Annotated in this window: 21 protein-coding genes; 15 read left to right on the top strand and 6 right to left on the bottom strand. The window is 38.0% G+C overall.

The genetic code is table 11. From position 1 onward, the window contains the following. The first annotated feature begins 45 nt into the window (after window positions 1-45). Window positions 46-585, top strand: coding sequence for a phycobiliprotein lyase (locus BC008_RS34210; protein WP_027846351.1), 540 nt, complete (start codon window positions 46-48; stop codon window positions 583-585). Further along, a complete protein-coding gene (locus BC008_RS34205) occupies window positions 582-1,187 on the top strand; it encodes a chromophore lyase CpcT/CpeT (protein WP_027846352.1) in 606 nt (201 codons plus the stop codon). The genes BC008_RS34210 and BC008_RS34205 overlap by 4 nt, the downstream gene beginning before the upstream one ends. A 151-nt stretch (window positions 1,188-1,338) precedes the next feature. Here the strand turns inward: BC008_RS34205 and BC008_RS34200 are convergent, their stop codons facing one another. Further along, window positions 1,339-1,929, bottom strand: coding sequence for a phycobiliprotein lyase (locus BC008_RS34200; RefSeq protein ID WP_027844960.1), 591 nt, complete (start codon window positions 1,927-1,929; stop codon window positions 1,339-1,341). Between the two features lie 359 nt (window positions 1,930-2,288). Here BC008_RS34200 and BC008_RS34195 point away from each other — a divergent pair, with 359 nt between their 5' ends. From BC008_RS34195 to BC008_RS34165, 7 genes are all read left to right on the top strand, one after another. Next, window positions 2,289-3,083, top strand: a complete 795-nt coding sequence (locus BC008_RS34195) for a pentapeptide repeat-containing protein (RefSeq protein ID WP_027844961.1) — start codon at window positions 2,289-2,291, stop codon at window positions 3,081-3,083. Window positions 3,084-3,246: 163 nt separating this feature from the next. After that, on the top strand, window positions 3,247-3,801 hold the full coding sequence (gene cpeB / locus BC008_RS34190; protein WP_027844962.1) for a C-phycoerythrin subunit beta: 555 nt from the start codon (window positions 3,247-3,249) through the stop codon (window positions 3,799-3,801). A 96-nt stretch (window positions 3,802-3,897) separates the two neighbouring features. Then, entirely contained in the window at window positions 3,898-4,392 is a 495-nt protein-coding gene (locus BC008_RS34185; RefSeq protein WP_027844963.1) for a globin family protein, read from the top strand. A gap of 225 nt (window positions 4,393-4,617) precedes the next feature. After that, complete coding sequence (locus tag BC008_RS34180) at window positions 4,618-5,892, top strand: HEAT repeat domain-containing protein (RefSeq protein ID WP_027844964.1); 1,275 nt, start codon at window positions 4,618-4,620, stop codon at window positions 5,890-5,892. Between the two features lie 134 nt (window positions 5,893-6,026). Then, complete coding sequence (locus BC008_RS34175; protein WP_027844965.1) at window positions 6,027-6,644, top strand: HEAT repeat domain-containing protein; 618 nt, start codon at window positions 6,027-6,029, stop codon at window positions 6,642-6,644. A gap of 91 nt (window positions 6,645-6,735) precedes the next feature. After that, window positions 6,736-6,957 carry a hypothetical protein gene (locus BC008_RS34170; protein ID WP_027844966.1) on the top strand — a complete coding sequence of 74 codons (222 nt, stop codon included), beginning with the start codon at window positions 6,736-6,738 and terminating at the stop codon, window positions 6,955-6,957. Between the two features lie 84 nt (window positions 6,958-7,041). Beyond that, window positions 7,042-7,935 (top strand): HEAT repeat domain-containing protein, encoded by an 894-nt coding sequence (locus BC008_RS34165; protein ID WP_027844967.1) that lies wholly within the window; start codon window positions 7,042-7,044, stop codon window positions 7,933-7,935. 712 nt (window positions 7,936-8,647) lie between these two features. On the opposite strand, the gene BC008_RS34160 is transcribed toward BC008_RS34165, so the two are convergent. After that, window positions 8,648-8,818: an NblA/ycf18 family protein gene (locus BC008_RS34160; protein ID WP_027844968.1), complete on the bottom strand. Its 171-nt coding sequence runs from the start codon at window positions 8,816-8,818 to the stop codon at window positions 8,648-8,650. Window positions 8,819-9,254: 436 nt separating this feature from the next. On the opposite strand from BC008_RS34160, the gene BC008_RS34155 reads away from it, so the two are divergent. Together BC008_RS34155 and BC008_RS34150 are read left to right on the top strand one after the other, a co-directional pair. Beyond that, window positions 9,255-9,887 (top strand): phycobiliprotein lyase, encoded by a 633-nt coding sequence (locus BC008_RS34155; protein WP_036266826.1) that lies wholly within the window; start codon window positions 9,255-9,257, stop codon window positions 9,885-9,887. Between the two features lie 119 nt (window positions 9,888-10,006). Beyond that, the gene (locus BC008_RS34150; protein WP_027844970.1) at window positions 10,007-10,861 is read left to right on the top strand and encodes a GNAT family N-acetyltransferase; all 855 of its coding nucleotides are present in this window, start codon (window positions 10,007-10,009) and stop codon (window positions 10,859-10,861) included. A 94-nt stretch (window positions 10,862-10,955) separates the two neighbouring features. Here BC008_RS34150 and BC008_RS34145 read toward each other — a convergent pair whose 3' ends face one another. Next, window positions 10,956-11,537 carry a globin family protein gene (locus BC008_RS34145; RefSeq protein WP_027844971.1) on the bottom strand — a complete coding sequence of 194 codons (582 nt, stop codon included), beginning with the start codon at window positions 11,535-11,537 and terminating at the stop codon, window positions 10,956-10,958. 172 nt (window positions 11,538-11,709) lie between these two features. Here BC008_RS34145 and BC008_RS34140 point away from each other — a divergent pair, with 172 nt between their 5' ends. Both BC008_RS34140 and BC008_RS47805 read left to right on the top strand, forming a co-directional pair. Further along, window positions 11,710-12,372 carry a HEAT repeat domain-containing protein gene (locus tag BC008_RS34140; protein ID WP_027844972.1) on the top strand — a complete coding sequence of 221 codons (663 nt, stop codon included), beginning with the start codon at window positions 11,710-11,712 and terminating at the stop codon, window positions 12,370-12,372. A gap of 118 nt (window positions 12,373-12,490) precedes the next feature. Further along, on the top strand, window positions 12,491-13,960 hold the full coding sequence (locus BC008_RS47805) for an alpha/beta hydrolase family protein (protein ID WP_082650669.1): 1,470 nt from the start codon (window positions 12,491-12,493) through the stop codon (window positions 13,958-13,960). A 417-nt stretch (window positions 13,961-14,377) separates the two neighbouring features. Here the strand turns inward: BC008_RS47805 and BC008_RS34130 are convergent, their stop codons facing one another. The 3 genes from BC008_RS34130 to BC008_RS34120 form a co-directional block, all read right to left on the bottom strand. Beyond that, the gene (locus BC008_RS34130) at window positions 14,378-17,536 is read right to left on the bottom strand and encodes a pPIWI_RE module domain-containing protein (RefSeq protein WP_027844734.1); all 3,159 of its coding nucleotides are present in this window, start codon (window positions 17,534-17,536) and stop codon (window positions 14,378-14,380) included. A 65-nt stretch (window positions 17,537-17,601) separates the two neighbouring features. Continuing rightward, entirely contained in the window at window positions 17,602-21,051 is a 3,450-nt protein-coding gene (locus tag BC008_RS34125) for a pPIWI_RE_Z domain-containing protein (protein WP_027844735.1), read from the bottom strand. Continuing rightward, window positions 21,041-22,564 carry a restriction endonuclease-related protein gene (locus BC008_RS34120; protein WP_027844736.1) on the bottom strand — a complete coding sequence of 508 codons (1,524 nt, stop codon included), beginning with the start codon at window positions 22,562-22,564 and terminating at the stop codon, window positions 21,041-21,043. Before BC008_RS34120 ends, BC008_RS34125 begins: the two co-directional genes overlap by 11 nt. A 358-nt stretch (window positions 22,565-22,922) precedes the next feature. Between BC008_RS34120 and BC008_RS34115 the strand changes: the two genes are divergently transcribed. Together BC008_RS34115 and BC008_RS34110 are read left to right on the top strand one after the other, a co-directional pair. Beyond that, window positions 22,923-23,810 (top strand): helix-turn-helix domain-containing protein, encoded by an 888-nt coding sequence (locus BC008_RS34115; protein ID WP_027844737.1) that lies wholly within the window; start codon window positions 22,923-22,925, stop codon window positions 23,808-23,810. A gap of 111 nt (window positions 23,811-23,921) precedes the next feature. Further along, the gene (locus BC008_RS34110) at window positions 23,922-24,791 is read left to right on the top strand and encodes an alpha/beta fold hydrolase (RefSeq protein WP_027844738.1); all 870 of its coding nucleotides are present in this window, start codon (window positions 23,922-23,924) and stop codon (window positions 24,789-24,791) included. The last annotated feature ends 218 nt before the right edge of the window (window positions 24,792-25,009 follow it).

Here is a 25,009-nt window from a genome sequence, read left to right as displayed (position 1 = left end):
GTAGTGATATTTGTCTGCCTTCATTACTAGATATAGAATTTCAGAATGGATATTACAAAATTTGTACAACTTTCTCTCGGTAGATGGCGATCGCAGCGTAGTGCTCATCATTTAGCTTTTGCTCACTTCGAACAAGTGATTTCCACAATTGATATTGTTCCTTTAGCATCTGACGATGCAGACGTTATTGCTTTGTGCAAGTCTTACGAAATCGCTCCTGAATTAGCAACCGATCCTTTTCGCATGACTTGGGAAGGAGAATCTGACTGGGAAGAAGAAGAAATTTCCCAGGGGACAACTATTCTTGTTCCCATTCCCGATCCTAATGAACCCCAAAAAGGTAAATTATTGCGGGATAGAGGATATGCGGAAACAATTCCTTCCGTAGGTAATTATCAAATCAATGAAGAAGGAGTTTTTAGTTTATTAACCCCTTACGACCGAGCAATGGCTGAGGAGAAAATTTGGTTTTGTGGGGATAATGTTCGCTTTCGAGTTTCTTTAATTAAAACTAGTGCGGGTTCCGGAGTTGTTACCGCTTCTTTTTCTTCAGAAATCCGTTCCTTAAACGAGAAAAAATCATGAGTGATTCCTTAATGATGAAATTAGCCAGTTGGATGGCTGGAGATTTTAGTAATTACAAACAATCTTTTGCCGATACGAAAAATTTTGCTCATATTCGGATTTTTTTCCGTCCTTTACCGTTTGAATTTTTTGAAGGAATTGGGTTTTATTCCGAACAAACATATGACTACGATCTATGGACTCCTTACCGTCAAGGAATTCATCGGGTAGTGGGTCGGGGAGAAGAAATTTATATTGAAAACTATAGTTTACAAGATGCTTATCTTTACGCCGGTGCAGGACATAATTTAGATATTTTAAAAACCATATCTCCCGATAAAATAGAGCGCCGTCATAATTGCTCGATGGTTTTTAGATGGGAAGGGAATTTATTTCGAGGGGGTGTAGAAGGAAATAAATGTTTAATTGAAAAGTACGGAAAATCAACTTATTTAATTAGTGAAGTTGAAGTGACGGAAACAACTTGGATGAGTTTAGATCGAGGTATGGATATTAATACCCACGAACAGGTTTGGGGGTCAGAACATGGACCCCTAAAATTTGAAAAGCGTCAAAGTTTTGCTGATGAATTACCAACAGTAAACACATCTATATCTAGTTGATGGACCTTACATCGAGGCTACAACTTTACTAGATGAAAATAACTTAAAGCTAAGACACCCTACTTAACTCTTAGCAATTACCAATTACCCATTACCAATTACCCATTACCAATTACCCATTACCAATTACCAATTACCCATTCATTACCAATTATGCAGTTAAAGCCCTCTGTCGGTTCTTTTCTACCATTTCATCGAGTTGAGAAGGTAAAATACAACGACGTTCAGAAGAATAAGTCATGAAATTGACTCCATTCATCAACTTAACCGTGCTTACCCGCACGCGAAAATCATCCGTCACGAACCAACAACGTTCTTGACCCTGATTTTTTTCATATTCTGTATCAATGGTCAATACTCCATCTTCCGCAAAACTATAAATTCCTACTACTGGAATACCTTCAACGTAACCTTGATTGCGGAAAAATTTACCACAACGGGGATTATCAGGGTTAGGAACATCTACAAGTATTGCCGCATAATTAGGATTGGGTTCCCCATCTTTAAGATTTCCTTGCCATGAAAACTTTGCACCTCCAGCAACTGAAGCTGGGTCAATCCCTTCTTTTGAGGCGATTTCTAAAACACTGGGTTCCTGTCGATCTAAAACTTGAACAATCAGATTTGATTCCCCGGATTCATCCGCAACTGCAGCAAAGTTATGCACTGCTCTTTGAGAGAACCAAGTCCCCTCACTTTTACGAAAAAAATCCATCATTGTCATTGGTGGTGTCACTGACATTCTTAATTTCTCCCTCAAAACCCAATTATTTCTTTTATGGCAAGCAATACCCACCATATAGCATGATAATGTTTCTTAGATTTTTAAGGAATACAGGGAACAGGGAACGGGGAACAGTAAACAGACAATACTCTAAAAGTAGTTTTCTCGCAAATGAGGTATTTATCTCATCTTGTCCGCAAGTCATATTTTGACTTATGTCCTAAGGACACGCTACAGCTGCGCTACCTACGGTTAAGCCTTGCGGCAGAGCCTATGACTACGTCACCTTACGGATCCGGCGACGGCAAAGCCTCTGGCTGTGCTTACGTCGTCAGACGTGTGCAATCCACTAATGACTTTTAACTTTTGAATTATTTATGATCTCTAACGAAATATTACAAGCACTCCAAGAAAAAAAAAGTTTTGCCAAAACTAACCTGCAGGGAATTAACTTCAGTGAAATGGATTTGTCAGGAATTGATTTTAGTAGCACCAACCTGATCGGTGCAAATTTAAGTCAGACGAATCTGAGCGGTGCAAACCTTAAAAATGCTGATTTGCGCGGGGCTAACCTCAGTGGTGCTAACCTAACAGGAGCGAATTTAGCAGAAAGTTACTTATTCAGATCTAATTTGGAAGGGTGCTGTCTAACTGAAGCCCAATTGGAAGGTGCAAAACTGCAACTCGCCCGCTACGACTCCCAAACTCAATGGGTAGAGGGATTTGACTACAGAAATTCTGGCGCAATTGGACCAAAAGCAAACTTGAATGGAGTATTTCTTAATACTGCTAACCTGAAAAATGCAGATTTGAGAGGCGCTAATCTCCGGGGAGCTTACCTCAGCGGTACAGATCTGCGGGGAGCTAACTTAGAAGATGCTGCTCTAAGTGGAGCTAACTTACAAGGAGCTTTATTCACCGGAGCTTATTTACGTAAAGCTCGTTTCATTGGAACTGAATTACAGGGAGTAGATTTCCGCGCTGCTGATTTGACAGATGCGAATTTCGAGCAAGTGCAAAATATTTCCGGCGCTGATTTTACAAAAGCTCAAGGTATTAGTGAAGAAACGCGAGCCATGCTCTGCAGTCGTCCGGGCGAAGAATTAGGACAATGGAATGCCTTCACTCGCTGTAATACAGGCGATAGCCTAGGTTGTCAAGCCAGATCGTAAATTTAACAGAGTCTAGATAAAAGTTACAGATTATTACTTTCTATCTCAGAAATGAGATTCAAGTAACCCTTAACGATTATCTTAAAACTTGGTTGGTCACTCAGAGAGTAACGAACCACATAAGAAAGTTATTTTCGTATAAGTAAAATTTCAGGAGAGTTCAATGCTCGACGCATTTTCTAGAGCCGTAGTTACGTCAGATGCTAGCACCTCACCTGTTGGTGATATCGATGCTCTAAAAGCTTTCATCGCTTCCGGTAACAGACGCCTTGATGCTGTAAACGCAATTGCTAGCAACGCTAGCTGTATGGTTTCTGATGCTGTCGCTGGAATGATCTGCGAAAACCAAGGTTTGATTCAAGCAGGTGGTAATTGCTACCCTAACCGCCGTATGGCTGCTTGTTTACGTGATGCAGAAATCATCCTCCGCTACGTTACCTATGCTCTATTAGCTGGTGATGCTTCTGTTCTAGACGATCGTTGCTTGAACGGTTTGAAAGAAACCTACTCTGCTTTGGGAGTACCTACCACTTCTACAGTTCGTGCTGTCCAAATCATGAAGGCTCAAGCTGCTGCTCACATCAAAGATACTCCTAGCGAAGAATTTGCTGGTTCAAAACTGCGTAAAATGGGAGCTCCTGTGACAGAGGATCGCTGCGCTAGCTTAGTTGCTGAAGCATCTGGCTACTTCGATCGCGTTATTGCTGCTCTAAGCTAATTACTAACAAAATTCTAAGACTCTTAGTAACGAAGCTTTTAGGCAATAGTACAGAAATAAACACTCGATCAAAGTTAACCTGGAGATAGTAAAAACATGAAATCCGTTCTTAGCACAGTTATTACTGCGGCAGATGCTGCAGGTCGTTTTCCCAGCAGTTCTGATCTAGAATCCGTTCAAGGTAGCATCCAACGTGCAACTGCTCGTCTAGAAGCTGCTGAAAAGCTCGGAAGCAACCTTGACAACGTTGCTAAAGAAGCTTATGACGCTTGTATCAAGAAGTATCCTTACTTGAACAACTCTGGTGAAGCTAATTCCACCGATACCTTCAAAGCTAAGTGTCAACGTGACATCAAACACTACCTACGTTTAATCCAATACTGCTTAGTTGTTGGTGGTACTGGTCCCGTTGATGAGTGGGGAATTGCTGGTCAGCGTGAAGTATATCGTTCCTTGAGCCTGCCTACCGCTCCTTACGTAGAAGCATTATCATTCGCTCGTAACCGTGGTTGCGCTCCTCGTGATATGTCTAGCCAAGCATTAACAGAGTACAATGCTCTTCTAGACTATGTAATTAACTCCTTATCTTAGTAGATAGGGTAGCTTCAAAGTTCTTGATATTGCTGATTAAGACTTAAAACCTTCAGATCTGGGGATTCTTAGTAAAGTGCTTTGCCGGTTTTGGTTGGGTATTTCTCTAGGAGTCCCCAGTTGGTCTTTATATCGAAAAATTAAAGTTTGAAGGTTAAAGTTTGAAGATTCAAGTTTGAAGATTAAAATATTTGAAGATAAATGGATTGATATAAGATTGAGTGCATGGATAAACGCTTTTTCAATCTCTTTAACCTGACAGAACAAGAAGCCATCGCTCTTTTAGATGCTCCTAAAGACGAAGCAGATGCAGGAAACTCTCGTTACACTGCAGCCGCTCACTTAGTCAACTTTCCTACAGATGATAGTATTAATGCATTAATACGAGCGGTTGAAAATACTGATTCCTCCCTGGACAACCGCATAGTACGACGCAAAGCAGTGGAAACCTTAGGAAGGTTACAAGCAAAACAAGCTTTGCCGATAATTCGTAAATGTTTGAAGGACGAAGATTGCTATACAGTAGAAAATGCTGTTTGGGCGATCGGGGAATTTGGCACTCAAGAAGAAGATATTTTAGAAGAAGTTGCTCAAGTTTTAGAAAGACCGGGGCAACTTTATCGCACAATCATACATATTCTCACTAAGTTAAATTATCAAAAAGCTCTTTCTCGCCTGCATCCCTTCACAGAACATGAAGATCCACCAATTGCTAGTGCTGCAATTGCAGCCATCTGCCGCCTGAGTGGAGACGACACAGAGATGGGAAAGGTGGTAGAATTTTTACAACATTCTAGTGTAAATGCACGAAGGGGTTGTATTCAAGATTTAATAGATTGCGATTACGATCCAGCAATTCCACAAATTGCTCGCTGTCCTGTTTCTCTGGTGTTTCGATTGCGGGCGATTCGTTTAATCGGATACTCAGGGATAAAAAAAGGAAATCTAACTTTTGGGCAAATTCAACCTTATTTAGAGCAAGTGTTACGGGATCACCCCAATGACCTTGATTTTGTCCATGAATATGACCAAACCCCAAGTCTAGCTTTTGCGATCCAAGAACTTTATCAAACAGACTTTGGTCGTTGCTATCTTGCAATTAAAACTCTGTTAGAAACATATCAGGACGAAACTCCTCAGGCTTTATTTGATACTTACGAGGAAGAAGCACATAACGACTATGGAGCGCATTACCATGTGATGAAATTATTTGGTTGGCTGAAACATGCTCCTGCTTACGATCTATTAATGTCCGCACTAAAAAATCCTTTGCCCCAATTTCAAAAATCTCGCGCTGCTGCTGCGATCGCTTTGGGAGAAATCGGCGATAAACGAGCAATTCCCGAACTTAAAGCCAGTTTAGAAACAAATATTTGGGATTTGAAATATGCAACTTTAATAGCTTTAGAAAAACTAGGAGATTATAGTTCTCATTCTATAATTGCCAACGATAGCGATCCGTTAATTGCTGCTAAAGCTTCACAGACAGCTTTGCTGTAAGTAATGAGTAACAAGTAATAAGTAATGAGTAATAAGTAATGTTAGCGCACAGTAATGAGTAACAAGTAATAAGTGATAAATAAGAAACAGTAATTTAATAACCAACAACCCAAAGTCTATATAATTTACTTTTTATGCCCAGCGAACAACTATTTGAACAACTAAAGCATCCCAATCCCAACCTCAGAGAAAGGGCGATGGTTGACATTGCTGAAACTTATGACGAGCAAACCATAACTCGCCTCATGGGAATTTTAGGAGCAGAAGATGTCACTTATCGCAGAGCAGCAGTAAAAGCACTAGGGTTCATTGGTGCAGATTCTATACCTCCCCTAGTAGATTCATTGCTCAATAATGATAACGTTACAATAAAAGCTAGTTGCGCGAAGGCTCTCGCCCAAGTTGCTTCTATTCATCCCGACGTTCCTTTCCCAGAAAATGGAATGCAGGGATTAAAGATGGCGATGGAAGATCCTAATCCGGTAGTTCACATTGCTTCTGTTATGGCTTTAGGGGTAGTTGGTCCCCCATCTCTAGATATTTTATTTGAAACTCTCAAAAGTACAGAAAACTTAGGGCTGGCTGTGGCAATTGTGAATGCTCTGGGTTCAATTCCAGATAAGCGCTCTACAGAAGTTCTTACTGAATTAATTAACGACGAGTCAACTGACACCTATGTAAGGGAATCGGCTACCAGTGCTTTATCTCGTTTGGACATGGTAATAAATTTTCAAAGAGGTAAAGCACCATAAAGTTTAACTGTCAGAAAGCTAAATTAGCTCAGCAGGACTTCAAGAAAATAGCAGAAAATGAGAAAACTAATACAGTTGGAGAAATAAAAAGATGGCTGAAGCAGGACAAATAAATGCCGAAGAGCTAGCAGAAGTAATTAAAGAACTAGAAACATATCGGGAACGTTTAGTTAATGAAACCTTAGCAGCAGCGCAAAAAGCAAAAATGTCAAAGTCCCATACAATGACTCAACTAGAACCTCAATTGGCAGAAATAGATGCCAAACTTCAAGAATGGCGAGAACTACACACTAGTCTCACCAGCAGTAAATAGGAATATCTTTCCAGAGAAAATACTTCCTTTTCAAGAGTTCCTACTCAGTGCTTTAGTGCATTTAACAAGAATTAATTTATCTCGATGCTCAACTTTGAAACCCCACTCACAGTTGTTGAAACCGACACTTTACTCCAGACCGTCAGGGAACAACTAAGCCTCAATACCTTTGATAAAAGCGATCGGCAAGTCATACAACAAATGATTGAATGTTTAGGGGATTCCCGAGGTATGACCAGACTGGGCTTCGCTGATTCATTAGGACAAGTGGGTAAACCTGCTGTTCCCCAGTTATTAGAGGCTTTAGCTCATCATCCCAATGTAGTAGTACGTCGTGCGGCTGCAAAAACCCTGACTTTAATTGCTGACCCCGAAGCAGTTCCCCACTTAATTAATGCCTTGTTGACCGATGAAGACACGGTGGTCAAAGGTTCATCTGTGGGAGCCTTAGCGAGAACAGGAGAAGCTGCGGTACCAGCCTTACTGAAAATTTTAGCTTCCCCAGAACATCCTGAAAGCACCAAAGGTCATGCAGCTTGGGCTTTAGCATTTATTGGGGTAGAAGCAAAAGAATTTTTATATAAGGAAATCTCCTCAGAATCCCCAGTTGTTCGGGCTGCGGTAGTGGGTGCGATCGCTAAAGTAGCCCAAGACAGTCCCGAAGAACAAGCATTTGAAACTTTAGTTAATGCTCTTAATGACAGCGACGAAACTGTACGTTGTGAAGCTGCTGCAGTTTTAGGTAATTTAGCTTATCAACCAGCCATTCCCAAATTAGTTGAGTTATTGGGTTACTCTAGCGGAGAAAGTCGTAAATCAGCTGCTTTAGCATTGATGAAGATAGGAACTAGCGAAACAGCTCCTCCTAAAGATAGCGTTTTAGAACCTTTGCAAAACGCATTAACTCAGGAATCGGAAACTACAGTACAGCGAGCGATGGAGTTAGCGATTTCTCAAGTAAAAAGGTCTAGTAGTTAAACAAATAGGTTAATTGATATATCAATTTTCGGCTACAGACAAATTCTCAAGTAAGGCGTGTTATGGCAAAATAAAGATTGAATTGTTCGAATAATTCAAAATTTGCTGTAACGCACCGCCATCAATATTAATGTACAAACTCAGTTTTAAATAAGTCTTAAATAATATAATAAATCATAAAATCAAGCAAAACTTGGCACTTAATCTTGTTTGAATCTTAAAATGTTTAGCGGCAAAGCGAACACAATATATAGCACTACATAATAGGATATTTATAACTACGGACACACTATGCTAACGTCGTAGACGTGCTAAAAGCTATAATTCGTAAGCTTTTGTTATGCAGCGTGACTGCAGATCGGATTTAACTTTTGACTTGCACATAGCGCCATATTTTCTATTTCTTAGCCGATAAGCTTCGAAAAATAAGGTTTAAGAAAGCTGGAAAACCCTTGTAAAGACGATAAATGTATATAAATACAAACTATCGCAGAAAAAAATAAAATTGTTAGTTGGATGACTCATAAACTGTCATCCCCCAATTTCCAGCGTTCTTTACATTTGCAATGATGCAACAAAAAATTGTAACAAAACAAATTATGCGAACGCGTTCCCACACGGTCATTTAATTCGGTCAAGATGTTGGCAAGAATTTAAGTATCTGCCAGTCTAGCTCCACTGAAACTATTAGCTCCAATGAAAATATGTCTATTTAAGCAGCATCTTTTAGAAGATGTTTTACCAAATTATCCTTAACCATCATTTGTCGCAAAACCTCTAATAGATAGGTTTGTGCCTCCTCTTGTGTCAAACTTTGAACCTGTTCTTTTAGTGTTTGTAAGCGGAATTTTTGCTCTAATGTTAGTTCGATAGGGAAGTCCATTTAAGCCTCCTTGAAATTTATTTAATTAACTACACAGGCAAAACACTACTTTCCATACGTAGTATTTTTGTACCTTTGTCTTATATTAGCAAAGACTGCTAATTAGTGACATTTGTCAAGCTATAGAGAATAGTGTTAAAGAAAGTTTACAGTATCCTCAAGTGAGAGTCCAGTCTCTTTTGAACAAGGTTTTGAGAATGATGTTGAGCTTGGAAAAGTTTGAGAGGGTATTTGCCAGATTTTTACCATGTTTACAATAAATTTGTAGAATATTTTATTTAGGTAATTGAATTACTAGAAACTTGTTGCTCCGGTTTGGTTGAACCTCAAGCATTAATGGCTGTAATCTGGAAGACGATGTCATAACAAAAATATTCGGCAAGTTAACTTGCAGGATTAATAATTTAATAATTATGATTTGGGAGTATTGGGTTTGATGGATGCGGTAGAATTTTTTCAGCTTAGTGCTGGTAGGTGGTCTTCAAAGCGAACAACACACCACTTAGCCTTTAAACGAGCAGAGAAAGGAGAATCAGACATTGTTGTAGAAACTTTGGCTGCTGACGATCCAGAAATTATTGCTTTGTGTGAAATGCACTCTATTGACCCTACTTTGTCTGTAGGTGGTTCTCGAGTACGCTGGTTAGGAACCATGGCTTGGGATCGAGAAGGTGATGAAAATCACGAAGGTAAAACAGTATTTGCAATTGTTCCAGATCCAGATAATCCAAGAAAAGGTAGACTACTGCGGGAGCGAGGTTATGCAGAGATAGTTCCTGTAGTTGGTCGCTTTGAAATGGATGATGAAGATGGTTTGGTATTAATAACTGAATACGAAACAATGAGTTCAGTTGAAAGATTTTGGTTTGCTAGTCCCGATCTGAGAATGCGAACTAGTGCAGTGCAAAGATTTGGTGGTTTAAGTACTGCAACTTTTTGCACAGAATCTAGGGTTGATTCCGATACTAACACATCAGACACTAAGCAATCAGAGGTTAAAACTGAAACTTCTCCAGCAACAGAGGATGATATTAATGTAAAAGAGTTTTATTCTGTTTTGGGTTGGTAATCAATTACTTTCTCGTTAGTTTATCGAAATATATTTTTGATAATGACGTAGCAATGCTACGTCTCCACTACATAATATATTTTTTCGCGAAGCCTACGTAAGTCCTATATAATCTTGCTATGCAAGACCCCATCACTACACGATCAGCGCTCAAAATTATCGAGTCCCCTCCTCCCAGACTTCTGCAAGCAGCAACACAATGGTTAGCAGATAATTCTCATGAAAACCTAGAACTGGAACGGGGGCTAGATTTTATTTTTCATAACAATATTGCTTTTGAGCAAATAGGAGGAAAGCTCGCAATTGCAATGTTGAATTCAGAAATTTCTGGTGTTTTGATGGTAGAGCCAAATCAAACTAATGCATCTCTAGAAGCTAGCGATCGCATTACTGCACAAATGCTTTTTAAAATTCTTCAGTCAAAAGGAGTTCCCAGAAGAGTTTTTACTTCTAACCACGTAAAAAACTGGATACATCCATTCTTGTTAGAAAACTATCGACTACGTAGAGAGTATGACCAGATAGTAATGATTTGTAACCAAGTTCCAGGTGGTGGAAAAGGGAGATGGGCTAAACCAGAAGATAAGGAATGGTTGCAAGCTTATGAAGCTGCATATATTGCAGAACGGGGTAGTGGTAGTTTAAATCGTAATTGGGATCTTTTAATTGCTGCAAAACAAATTGCAGTTTTAGAGAACAACGGAGAAATTGTTTCTGTAGTCAAAAGGGGAAGGGATACAGCCAAGTATGCAGGTATATTTGCACCTTTAACTTTTGCAAAATATCGCCGACAGGGCTTTGGCTATAAATTGTTAGCGTTTTTTATCAGTGAATTATTGCAAGAACGCCCTGCAGTGCATTTATGGTTAGACGATGATAATACCGTAGCACTTGCACTTTACAATTCTCTTGGCTTTCAGCAAATTGGGCAATGCTACACCGGTTATTTTTCGGAAAAGGGAATTGATTGGTAATTGGTAATTGGTAATGGGTAATGGGTAATGGGTAATTGGTAATGGGTAATGGGTAATGAGTAATGAGTTACTGATAACTGGTAACTGTTAACTGTTAACTATCCCGAAAGCTAGCCATTTTAGTAATCAGATGGTCGAAATAAGGACTCAAAGCTTCTGCTGAATCTGCATCGCATCGTTTTAGACTGGCAGTCTTAATACCTTCTAAACCGACAACCATTGCATCCAAAGGTACTTGTAATTCTTCATATAGTAACTTCATATAGTGAAGCCCAGTAGGACTGGTATATTCTGAGTGTTCCCCAGCAATTCCGTAGGAAATACAGCGCAAAAAATGCCAAAAATCTCGCCAGCAAGCAGCTGCTCGTTGTTGAGGATATAAACCTCCTCCCGGTTGGGTAATATCGGGGTAGGTAGTTAAAACTTGCTCCCTGGCTTCATCAACAATTTCAGTGACGCAACCGCGCAAAACTTTAACTAAAGGGATAAATTTTGAATTGTTCGGTGCAAGGGTTTCTATCTGCTGTAAATCTTCATCTGTCAGATATCGACCTGCATCATCTGCTGCTTGAAAAATCTCAATTGCTGTTTTTGGATGGGTTTTTTCCCACTCAGCAAAGCTGACAATTCTCGCCTTAATAATTAATTCTTTTACTTTTCCTGTTAATTGGGTCATTTTTTACCTATCCAATCCATATTTCTATAAATTTTTAGCAAATTTAGACGCTAACCGTTGATTACCCAATCCCCAATCCCCAAATAAATCTTGCCTTAGGATCTTGTTATTTATTTAATTTTGTAAAATAAAGTAAAAAATATGAGTTAAAAAAATCTGCCCGGGTATATACATGGAACTCCAGGAAATTAAAGCAAATCTCAACAACTCCGATTTTTCTTATCGTCTCAAGGCTATTGATGCTCTTAACAGTTATCAATCGGAAATTGCTGTACCCTTACTCAAAACTAAACTCTACGATTCAGAATTTTTGGTGCGATCGCGCGTTGCTATGAGTTTAGCAAAACAACAAACTTCAGAATCTTTTGCGGCTTTAATGGAAATGATGAAACTGGATGATACTCCAAATGTACGGGCTGAAGCTGCAAATTCCCTATCTTTATTTGGGAAAGTATCAATCCCCCACCTGGTAGCAACTTTTTATCAAGACGATCATTGGATAGTTCGTCGCAGTATCATAGCTGTACTAGTGGAAATGGAATGTCCGGAAGACTTATTTGATGTTTCCCTGGTAGCTCTTAAGGATGAAGACTTAACAGTACAAGAGTCGGGAGTAGATGTATTGGGTGTACTAGCAAATACTAGTAAAAGTGCTGAAGCTTTAACAAAGTTACTAGAATTAGCAAACCATGAATTACAAAATATACGTCTCCGAGCTGCTTATGCATTAAAAAGATTTGACAATCCTCAAGCAAAAGCAGCCTTAGAAAAACTCAGAAAAGACCCCGATCATCGGGTTGTCGGTGCAGCGTTAGAAAATCTTTTAGAGAAATAACTTAGGAAATTACAACTATCTAGAATTCTAATATATAGAATTTATTCGCTCTCTTGAATGTGGAAGTAATTTGAAGAAAAATCATATTAGATAACCTATACTTTGGGCTTTATGATTTATGGAAAATACTTCGTACTCAGAGAATGATAATTTCTTCCTAAATACTCAAGATAGTGATTTAGTTAGTAAATTTACCTTGGGTAATGCTGATTTACAGGATTTTTCACTTGGTAAAGGCAAATTTGACACCTTAAGTGACAACAAATATAACAGTAAATTTTCGTTCAATTCATTACTTCCAGATAGTATCAAATCAATTTCATGTAAGTATTACAACCATGTATATGGGGAAAATATCGACGATGAATTGATTGCAGATCTCGAACTCAAAAATCATAAAAACAAAATTCAGTTGGTTGATGAAGACGGGGTTGATGTATATTTCAACGATTTACTATCTGGAATAAATCATTTTTTTAATGATCGCCTGAATTTGGAACTAAATGAAATTTTCCCAAAATTTTCACTAGACAATCTAAGTTCAGAAGACCTGAACTTAAAAGACCTGAAATTGGAAGATCTAAATTTAGATCTTCTAAATTTAGAAGATCTGAATAAATTTGTCTTTCCCCATAAACCTGATAAACCTTGGTTTATCCCTGAATGCACTACTAAATTCAGTCCCGATCCCTTATATAAGACAATCGGTAATTACAGCACAACTATCGCAGTAAATGGCGATCCAGCTGATATTTACTACCCTGTTGTACCTCATATTGCCAAAAAAAACGTAGAATTCCCGGTAGCATTAATGTTACAGGGTGCATTAGTAGATAAATCTGATTACTCAGATTATGCGGCTCAAGTTGCAAGTTACGGATTTGTTGTTGTTGTCCCCAATGACGAAAGAAGTGTAGTAAATCCAGCAACAGGCGAAGAATTCACCGGACTCTTCGCCCAACAGCAGCAGGTCAACGATGTTCTCAATCAAATGGTCATAGAAGATAATAATCCCTCTTCTCCTGTAGCAGATATTGTTGATACAGATAAATTAGGATTACTAGGTCATTCCTTTGGTGGTTCTGTCGGATTAGGCGCAATTCAAGACGATATTTGTTTACCAGGAGTTTGTTCGGAAGACTATGTTCAGCCACCAGAATTAATGGCTGGTATATTTTATGGCACTAGCTTTAGAGATCCAATAACAAATGAATTTCTTCCAGTGAATAATGAGGACATTCCAACTGGATTGATTTTTGGTAACCGTGATAGTGTAATACAACCTTCTTCAACTGAAGAAACCTACGATGAAATAATTAATCCGCCCAAAGCCTTAATTACAGTTGACGGAGCAAACCATTACGGTATCACCAATGAGGACAATCTTATTCGCGAACCGAATAGACCTACATTAGAGCAGGAAATTGCTGTAGAAACAATTGCCCGTTGGAGTGGTTTATTTTTGCGCGCCCATTTACTAGGAGACAGTGGTGCTTTTGACTACGTTTACAATACAGGAGATGCACTCGATCCAAATGTTGACGTAATCAGTCAAACCCAACCATTTCCTGAAACAAGTCAGATTTAACTATTTAGAGATTCCATATAAAATCTTGACACTGTTGCTTAACAAAAATCTTTGTAGTGCAAGCGCTCCAGTTCCAATAAATTTAAACAGGACTATTAATAACCAAAAAATGTGCGATCGCTACGAATCACCGATATAGCTTGGGAAAATTTGGGTGCGATCGCACAAAAAAATAATTTGAGTCGCAGTGAATTGATTGAACGTTTTGCACGCGGGGAGAAATTCAACTGATTTTGAGGGTCTGNTTATGAAAAAATATGTTTGTAGTAGCGCTTTAGCGCCAATATTTGTCTATCGCGCTAAAGCGCTACTACTAACCTTATTACAAGTGTTTTACCGGACATGGTATGATTTATTGTATATACATGGGTCGAGAAACTCATAATCCATCAAACCCAAATATTGCAAGTTAACAATTTAATTTTCGTCCTCTTCTTCTTCTAATTTGAAAGCACTAATATAATCCCTTACTACTCGCTCAAAAAATAATGGTGCTGGTAATTTTGTCCATTCATTGAAATGACCGTATCCATAGCGTAGGGATTCGACAAAGCCAGCGATATTATCTGGTTTGTCTTGTTCCTGACGTAATGTAACTACAATTTCTAAAGGGTTTGGTGTAGCCCATTGACCGATGTAGGGTTTTTGTTTATCGATAAATTTAATTTCTAGCCCTGCTTCATTTTTAACTTTTACGTAAGTTTTTTTGGCGTCCTCATCTACTTCTTCATCTTTTAAAACTTCATCTAGCTCTATTTCACGATAGCAGCTAACACCTCTTTGTTTTTGAGTTGTTGTTTTTTTACCGATGGAAAGATAAGGAATGCAACCAGTTTTATTTTCTACATCAAGCTTATATAAACCAGTTGGGCTAGATGGAACTGGTATTTCTCTTCGCTTATTTTCGTTTCTTTTTAATTCTTCTTTGTTTCTATTATCTTCACGAAATGTTTTAGCTAAACATTTAACTTTATTTGCAATAATTCCTGGTGCTAAATCTTGCCTGATACGAACAATCCGCGCTCCTCTCCAGTTATCTTGCATATAATTTTTACAATTCATATCTATATTTGAAAGATTAATTTTGCTATCTTTCAACCAATCCCAAAGTTGTACGCAATTTGAAGAGTCAATCATGACAACAAGATTTTTACTGCTATTTCCCGGATAAGAAATTACTGAATTAGAAATAATATCATCTACAAAGTTTTGAAAGCGTTGTTTTCGCTCTTCACTATTTTTACCAATATATACAGGAGAAATCTTTGCTATATTGAAAAGTGCTTCAGTAAATGTTTCCCAAGATGTGGTCAAAAAGTTTTTAGTTTTAGGGTCTTCGTAGCAATAACACATCTGACTGAGCCCATTTTCAACATTAGTCTTAATTGCTATTGGTAGAAAAGTTTTACCAATTCCACCACGCATACGACCAGCATTTTTACGAACAACTGTGATAACGATAATTTCTTGTGGTCTATCTTTGATATCAAGATCGCTAAACCATTTATCGACTTTTTCTTTAACGCAATCTATACGACCAGAATGTGCCCATATTAATTCTTTGATTGATGCTTGGGCGCGAATAATAAATTCAGATATTTTGATATCTCCTGATTTTACCCAAATTTGTGGTGGAAGAATAAACTGTACGCAGCTATGACCTATTGATGCTAATGCTTGACGAGTAGCAGGCTTATTTACTAAATCGTCATGGGCTTTTTTACTGCTCTCATTTGGATGAGGGTAAAAATTTCTTGCCATTACTAAACAGAATTTTGGACGCTTGATTTCAGCAACTTGTTTCGCTGTAGATTTCCAAGCTTCTAATCGTTCTTCAAACCTTTCTTGTTTTTTTAAATTACTTCCAGGTAAGGCTTCTTCTGGTCCATGAGTATTTTCTGGAAGTCGCAGTAATTGTATCTCTAATGTATCTCCCCACAGCATATTGATTACTGCTTCTAAAAATCTGGTAGTTTTTCGAGTTTCATTCTCATGAAAAATGATTAACAGTGGTTTTTTCTTAGGATATAGCCGCTGTATTGCTTGCTGGTTTGCTTGAATTAAATCCTTTAATTCTTCTATTTGGTCTCGTTGGTTTTTACTCTGACTATTAAATCGTAAATTTTTTTTAATTCCTTGTTCGCTTAATTCAAATTCAAAATGCGTTTTTAACAGATTATTAATTTCTTCTTCTCCCATCTGGTCACAATATTTTGCTGTGAAATCAGAAACATCTTCATTCTCCAAGGATTCCAAAATAGCACTAAAAGAAGTTGGAGTATTAATTGTTCGAGAAGCGGTGATATCTTTAGGATGACTTTTTCCTTTACCGAATTTAACTTCAGAATAACCATCAAAAGGTTTTATACCTTTAGAGTCTAAAATTTTAGCGATTGCTTGAAATGCTTCGAGTTTATCTTTTTCAGGAACACCTACATCAATATCATATTTTTTCTCTTGCAGACCATTACGATAAGTTAAAAGAACTTGATAATCATCTGTTGAAGCTTTGCCTTGAATAATTTGTTCTGCATTAGAGATATTTAATGGTAAATTTAATTCGCGCTGTAGAACGGAAAAAGCATCATCAGGCTGCCATTCCCATTTACCAGTATTGCGATTCTTACGACGATTGAGTTTAAAATTGAAAACACGATATGCTTCCGGCATCACGCTCTGCGTATAGTCGTGATGTTTAGAGAAAATATAACCATTGATAGAATTGTGGTCAAAGGCTTTTTCTTTGATGCTACTTAGCCAACGTCTTTTATGAATATCTATTTTTATCAATGGTTGAGATACTGAAGGAAAAGTAATAAGTTCGATTTCAACAACCAAACTAAATGAACCTTTATCATCTAGCGAAATTATATCTGTGATTAATTCAACACTACTTCCTACTTTGCTGGAAATAATTCGCTTAATTCCTCCCAATCCTTGAAAAATTTCATGTCCCGCAATTAATCTAGCTAAATGGTCGGCTAATGCAGGAAATGAATATCTATATGGTCTTGCTGTACCACTCTCTTCGTATTGTGACCAAGGATATATTTGAGATTTGAATAACTTAATAGATAAAAGTTTATTTTGTTCTTGTAGTTCTCTGAGTCTTTCTATTATATCTTCTGAAATACCTTCCTTTTGAGCAAAATAAGCAAGATAAATTTCTAACCAATCGTGCAGTATTGGTTTTAAAACTTTGGTAGTTTGCTGTAGTTCGCCTGAATCAATATAAGCAAAATTCTGTTGTTTTCGCTGATTTATTGCATATCTACTGAGACCCATACTAGGTTCTATAGTGCGTACATTAGATAACTTAAATTCTAAAAAACTTCTTAGAGAAGAATAAGGTAAATTTTTAATATTTTTAATCTCACTATTCATTAGAGAAAACTCAGCCAATGCTTCTTTAGTCCAGCAAATTGTAGAACCTTTAATTTCAACAGGTGCTAAACTCTGAGGAATAGTGAAAACTAAAGGAATCGTTCCTAAAGGTTTACGTTGTATTTGAGCGTAGAGAATTTGATTCACTTGATTTTCGTTTATTTCTGTTGTGTATGGAGTTTTTGTTGTCATGATGAAATTCGTAAAATAATGTTCTCAATCAATAATTTTTGTAGAGGTTATTCTTTTAATAGTCTTCACATATCGTATAAAGAGTCATAGTCTTCAAAATCGTCGTCTTCGTAAACTGAGCCTCCCAATTTACATGAATTTTTGGAGTAAATTACATTCTTAATTTGCTTTAGAGGTTCAAGAAAAGCACCATAAAGTTCTTTGTAGATTTCTCGAATTACAGCATCGGGGTGATTCATACATTCTTCTAGAATCACCCGCATTTGAACTAGCATACTATCACGAGGAGAGTCGGTTTTATCTTTCGCTGACTGGGGAGCCCAAGCTGCATCAACAAAGTAAACTGCAACAGGACAACTATTTCGCATTCCCCGTCCAATAGTTTGTAAAATTGCTACCATCTGATTGGCGGTAAAAGGTGTAAATAATTCTTCACCTAGTCGACTAGCCATTAGTGGTTCTTGTAATAATCTTCTTACATCGCGGTAGATGCTCGATCTCGCACTCTTCCAGGTTTGGTAAATCTCTGTTAACCCTTCTTCCTGAGAAAATATACGACTATCGAATTCTTGGGTCGCATGACCCGCTAAACTGGATAAAAGTCCAGTGTCATCGGTGGTAGGATGAGGGCGAGTTAGGAAATAAATTGAACCAATCGCAGCATCTCTCTTCCGCGGACCTTTAGTGAAAACAATATTAACTCCACGACCAATAGCGAGCATGGGAAAGATAATCAGGTCGCAGTTTTTATCATCTCCTAAAGCTTCGCATTGAGAGGTGGTGACATAATCGGAAGGTTTTTCACCTTCTTTGAGGTAGCTCACAATAGCTTTAGTCCGTCTACCAATTTCTGGATGATAGCGGTCAAGAAATTCTTTGATTTCTCTTACTTGTCTATAACTGTTAACTACAAAAGCAGCTTTGCGCTCGATACCATTTTTGACATCGAAATTTCTAATAGATTTCCTAACTTCACAATTGTCACCATTTTTGACTAATTCTTTGACCATTGCTTTGAGATTGTGGTCTCTTAGGTCTCCAGCACCGCTATAGCGCAATGGTTTATTAGTTTTGTCCTCCTTAAAGTATTGAAAGTAGTATTTCGATTCTGAATCATCTCGCTTTTCCCTCGGTTTAGGTTTTAATAGATAGTTTGGATAAACATCAATGTGATAAGCGGGACTAGGTTCTAAATAAGAAGTCGCAGAAGTCATTAAAACTGCTGGTGCATCTTCTCGAGAATCAGCTTCTAGCAAACGGTCAAATCGGTGCATCAGCATCCGAGGCGCGCCGACAAAAGTAATGTAAGATAGGGTGACGTTACTAGAATTACTGTGATTAGTACGAGCGTTGGAAAAGCTGTATTTGACTCCAGATAGGGACCCGATAATATTCTCCGGAGTAAAGCGACGTAATTGGTCTGAAAGAGGAGGATTTAATATAGGTTCTTTAATTAGTCCCAGTGCAACCATAGTTCTAGTTTCAGGGACAGTTCGTTGATAACCCAAAATAACGAAGGTAATAGCTACTAATAGGGGGATTACGTCACTGGTCAGATAGGGTGCGTCTCGATCTGGAAAACAAATACCGATAAATAATTCGGTTATCTCTTCAACAATATCGTCTCGCTTTTTGACTAAATTTTCTCCAAGGTAACGCCGTAAAAGTTTTATCAGAACCTCCCACTGCTGTGTAAGTTTGTCACTATTTTCACTAGTAATACCAAGGGTACGAGAACACAAATCCTCTTTAAATTGTTTTTTGATTGTTTCTGTACCAGTGCGATCGTAAAATGCGTTGTAAGCAGCAGTTGACCAAAAATCAGTTAGAGCATGAGTTTTAGTAAAACCTTGTCTTACCTGTGCGTCACTAAGGAGATCTCTTTGGGAAGCACGATCTTTCTCAAAACCATCTAGCAGTTCAGTGATGATTCGCGAAACAGTTAATAATTGACCTTCGTATCGAAGGCTAAGTCTACGACGACGATCTTGAAGATTGCGCATATTCAGTAACAAACTAACCAAAGAAGTATTATGATTACCAAATTCAGCCATGTTGCGACTGTAAAGTTCGACGGTGCGGTCGGCTAGTAAATATGTTTTATTTCTAGCTAAAGGGTTATGAACTTGTTCTAAAATAGTCCGATGAAGAGAATCATCTGCACCAGAAAGGTTTAATTTAGCTACTCCATAAGTATCTAAATTTGATTGAACCATGTCTGCTTCATCAAAGATAACTAGATCGAAAGTTCGAGCTATCAATTCAAAGTAACGAATTTCCTCATCGATCGCTTGATAGGGTACGTTAGTATCCATTGAGATAATATGTCCGACCCAAATATCAGCATCGATTAAGTCTCGTGGAGCTTTATTTCTTCCGCACATCGTCCATAAAGGACAAAGATATTCTCTCATTTCTCCCTGAGACGAACTTTGTAAAATCTTGCTACAGGGTGCATTACCATAACCCCACAAGGAAGTTTCTGTGGTGGAAAAAGCAGGAAGTAAGCAATTAAAAGCAAAAGAATCTGCACCTTCAAGAGTATAAGCAAAACCACCCTGTTCCCCGGAAGCTGCAATAGTTTCAGCAATGCGATCGGCGTGTTTGCGTCGCGTAGTCGGACTTTGACCGGCTAGCATTCCTACTTTAATACCATGAAACTCTAAATCTGTCATATATTGTCTAGAAACTTCAATGGAAGGAAAAACCAGCATTACTTTATAGCCGTTTCTTCCAAACCAAACTGCACTCAACATCAAGAGTGTGGTTTTACCAGCACCAGGTAAACCAATTAAATGTTTGATTCCCGATAATTCAATGGTTGCGTTTTCTACTCGTAATCCTTTATCTGCTTGGGGTAATAATATTTCGAAGTTTCTCAAGCGTTTAGCCCAATTACCAGTTCGTCTTTCAGGATATTCTCTATCCCTTCGATCCATGTCTTCGGCGATTTGGTGTAGTTCCTCAAGGGGAATTGAAATATTACCTCGTGGTTGTCGATTGATGTCGTGAGTTCTGCGACTAGCTAACGGTACAGTAATAGGAGAAATCGGTAAACGGGTTGATGTCACTCGGTCTCCTAGTGCGATCGCCATTTGTTTTTGAGAATTAGCTACTGTTCTACCATGAAACTTGTAATCCATTGGTGCAGCTAGGATTTCTCGTGCTTTAGTAATTTTAGAGTCTTCTAAAAAGTCAATTCTCCTAAACTGCAATGTTTGGTCATCAATCTCATAGGTTCCCTGAGTATTTTTCTGATAGTGATGGTCGTTGTAAAGTGCTACTGCATATTTCACAGAACTTTCAGTTACATAATCTAAAGACATCTGACGCAAATTAAAAATTGCTTGTCGTGCGCGTTCCAAGGTCGGTGAATTAAAAACACTCGCCATTCCGGACATAATTACAGGAGCGCATTTTAGAGACTTAGCTCCAATAAATTCTTCCATGAGAAAGCACAACCAACAAATGCGATCGTTTCCCGTCCAAAAATCAGCTTTAGGTTTAGCTCGCATACTTCCCCTCCTGTATGTTTTTGATGACCGAAGATACTGACATTATTTGTAAGTTAGCGATATTGCTTTTTTTATCTAGTAATGAATTAACAGTAGAGATATAGTCTGGATAATCTTCGATAAGCTCATCGGTAATGGCTACTATTCTTTGGTGATAAGAAATAAGTCCGCCAATGCTGCGATTGAGTTTTAATGCTAGTAATACAGGACTGCGATAAGATTTAGCATCAATACCAATAGCGCGATCGCTAATTGCAATATCACATTGGTCTGATTCTGGATATAACTGAGTGTCCAAACCATATTTTTTCGCCTCATCAAAAATAGCTAATTCATCAATTGCAGGAGCAGTCCAATAAACTAATATTTGTGGTTTAGCTACTAATAATTGCCCATTTTCTGGGCTAAGTCGCTCCTTTACTTGTGGTGGATATCTACCACTACACTGACGAATCGGACAATAATAACCATCGCGATATCTCTCTCGATTTGGATGAGGTCGCATTAAAGTCCCGCAATGAGCGCACTGCAAAGCATGACCATCAATTAACCATACTTCCGGAACCCGATCGAAAAACTCTTCTACTGTTTTTTGTAGAGGTGTGAGATTTTTGTCCTCCAAATAATTGAAAAGTTCTCTTTGTCTAATCAGCGATCGCCTTCCTATTAGTTCCCGCAATGCAGTGTAAGCACGATCCTTCTTATTTCGTCCCAGACCTTCGGTTGCGCTTTTTAGTTTTGAATACAAACGATGTTCAATGACATTATCCTCTCCAAAACCACCAGACATATTAGCAGTCTCTGCACAATCTGCTGTTGGTACCCGTAGATTAAAATCGATTAAATTGACATTACCAAGGCGAAATTCTGAATCGCGAAAAATGCTTAAATCCCACTTATTATTACCATCATTATCATCAAGGGGATAACGAGAACGTTCCAATACATCATGAACGCAAGCAGCGCGATCGCACTTCCCTTCTTCTAAATACAAACGACCCAGCTTACACATCGCCGAATGTAATTCAGGTGGTAATTTATCATCTTGTCTGACTATTTCTCCACCCTTCACCATACATTCGTATTGGCGTAATATTCCTTGAGCGAGCAGAATAACAGCATCTTCAGCCAAATTATGATTATTTTTGCTTTTTTGTTTTAAAAACGAAGATGATTCTTGGTTATCGTTAGACTCAATGATATTTCCGCCATCTTTTCCAGCTATTATTTGCTGTTCGAGTTCTGTGTCGTTCCAAGAAGATAATACTTGTGCGATCGCTACTAATGTCCAGCCTTTCTGTAATAACAACAAAGTTGCTAATCCTTCTAATATCTGACGAAAACCGAATTTTTGCCCCTTTGGTTGTGATAAAAGTTTTCGCGATCGCCACGAGCGAATAACTCTGACAGTGGGTGTTTCAACAGATAGGCTTAACTGTTCGATCTTGCGTTGCAATTCTTCTGAAAGACTTTCTGCTGTACCTTGCCAATCTCGAATATCATCGAAATCCATTTATTTACATCAATCAATGTAAACACTATATAATGACAAATAATAAATTACAATTCAAATAACGCGTTCGTCCACGAACAACAAGATATATGGTGAAAATTAACTTGTAATTCAACTATATTCGGGTAATTCTAGTAGTCGATTACACTAACTTTGAGAAGTTTGTTTGTCTGTGAAACCCTGGCTGGAACTACTTGGTTTTTATTATCAGCGTTAATACAATAAGCATGGTAAAGTTCAGTGCATACCTGTTGCAATCGAGTACTAGCTCAACAATCAAAAATAAATTTAGTTTAAGTCCAAGCCAAGCATAGTAATTGCTTTATAGAGTGCTCGGACTAATCTACGAGTAAAAAAAATGACGCAGCAAAGTTTAGACCTGACCAAAGCTGAAGCTCTAACTCAAATTTTACCTGCACCACCTAAGTTAACGAGTCAGGGTGCAAATTGGAGTAATTTAATGCTTGCTCACTATCACCAGCATCCAGGTTGTGAATCTCCCGAATCTAGCTTCCAACAACATGCGTTGGAAATTATGGATATTAATTCTTGCTCGCTTCACGAACGACGTATGGGTAAAACCCATCTTTCCTATGGACTTCAAGGTGGTGAAACTTGTTTTTGTCCAGCTTACACTAAGCATTGGACCACTTGGGAAATACCAACAAGTTTTACGGTAATAGTATTTGAGCCAACTTTTTTTAAGGGAATATCTCAGGAAATCTGGGAGAAAGATTGCGTTGATTTTGTACCCAAATGGCAAATATTCGACCCAACAATTCAAGTAATTGTTACTGCACTCAAGTCAGATTTATCAGCAGGATGTCCCGCAGGAAGCTTATATGGCGAGTCATTCGGTACATCGCTTGCAGTTCATATTCTCAGCAACTTTTCGATTATTCAAAAAAAGATTCCAAATTGGAAAGGTTTATCTAGAAGAAGTCAGAAAGAAGTATTGGAATTTATTGAAACTTACTTGGAAACAGATATTCGGCTAGAAGATTTAGCTCAAATTGCTGGTATTAGTACTTTTCATTTTTGCCGTTTATTTAAGGAAGCGATGCATATTACACCCCATCAATATGTAATTCGTCGTCGAATTGAACGCGCAAAGCAGTTTCTCAAGCAATCCAATCTCAGAATAGTTGATATTGCTCTTGCATGTGGTTTTGCAAATCAAAGTCATTTCAGTCACCATTTTCGGAGGATTGTTGGAATTTCGCCCAAAACATTTCGGAATCTTTAGTAAACAGAATATTTAGCAAGAATACGTTCAAAATAGCAAGAATAGGAACGAAACCTTCAAAAGTGTCCAGCTATTCTCAAGATGCTTCAATAATTGGAAGGAATTGAGAAAATGTTTGATATTAATACTTTAAGTGCGACTTATGTTGAACTAAATGGCGCTCAATACCACGTGCGAGATTCTCGAGTGGGGGAAGAATGCGTTCTTTTAATTCACGGATGGCCAGATAATAGTTTAATGTGGGAAAAACAAATTCCTGCTTTAGCAGAGGCTGGATATCGAGTCATTTGTCCAGATTTGCTTGGTTATGGTTTGAGCGAAGCACCTGAAAAGATAGAACGTTATAAACTAGCTAATCTACTAAATGATTTTGTCACTCTTGTAGAAAAACTTGGATTAGAAAAAATTCATTGTATTGCACATGATTATGGTGCTGTCTTGGGATGGGAGCTTGCTTCCCACTCTAAAAATTTAAACTTGAATTTGAAAAGCTACACAGCTATGTCTGTAGGTCATTTAGGAGAATTTTTAAAAGTATCTACTGAAAACCTACAAATGCAATGGATTTACTTCTTAAATACCCAAGATATTGCACCTCAACTTTACCGAGCAAATAATGGTTATTTCTTTCGGGAAGTTCTTCGCAGTCATCCAAATCGGGATTTAATTGTGGAAAATGGACTTAAATCAGGTGTGTTTGAGAATATGCAAAGATTAGAGCAAGCTAATCAGGTTCCTGAGTATTTATTAGCCGTACTTACAGGACAAATTCCAGACTTGCTGACCATTAAAGTTCCCACACTGGGAATATGGAGTAATAAAGATGACTTCATGTGGGAATCACAAATGAAAAATTCCGGCCAATATATATCTGCACAATGGCAGTATAAATGTATTGAAGGTGCAGGGCACTGGTTTATGCTTGAGCAGCCAGAACGTACAAACCAGTTAATATTGAATTGGCTTGGGAAGCATATATAACAAAATTTACACAGCAGTGCGATCAGGTAATCACAACCTAAAAAAATGATCTCAAACCATCATAAATTGGTAACAAGTGGGTAAGTTCGATCCATACCAAAATATTTGCTCATATACCGGATAGGGGAACTATGCTGAGATTTATTTTGGTATATTTCATTTTCTAATTAATCTTAAAATTCTACATCTATATATCCTCGTTATTGACTGTAAATAAC

The organism is Mastigocoleus testarum BC008, from assembly GCF_001456025.1.
Classification (GTDB): domain Bacteria; phylum Cyanobacteriota; class Cyanobacteriia; order Cyanobacteriales; family Nostocaceae; genus Mastigocoleus; species Mastigocoleus testarum.
Note: the sequence above shows the minus strand (reverse complement) of the source record. Positions and strands in the feature narration are given on the sequence as shown.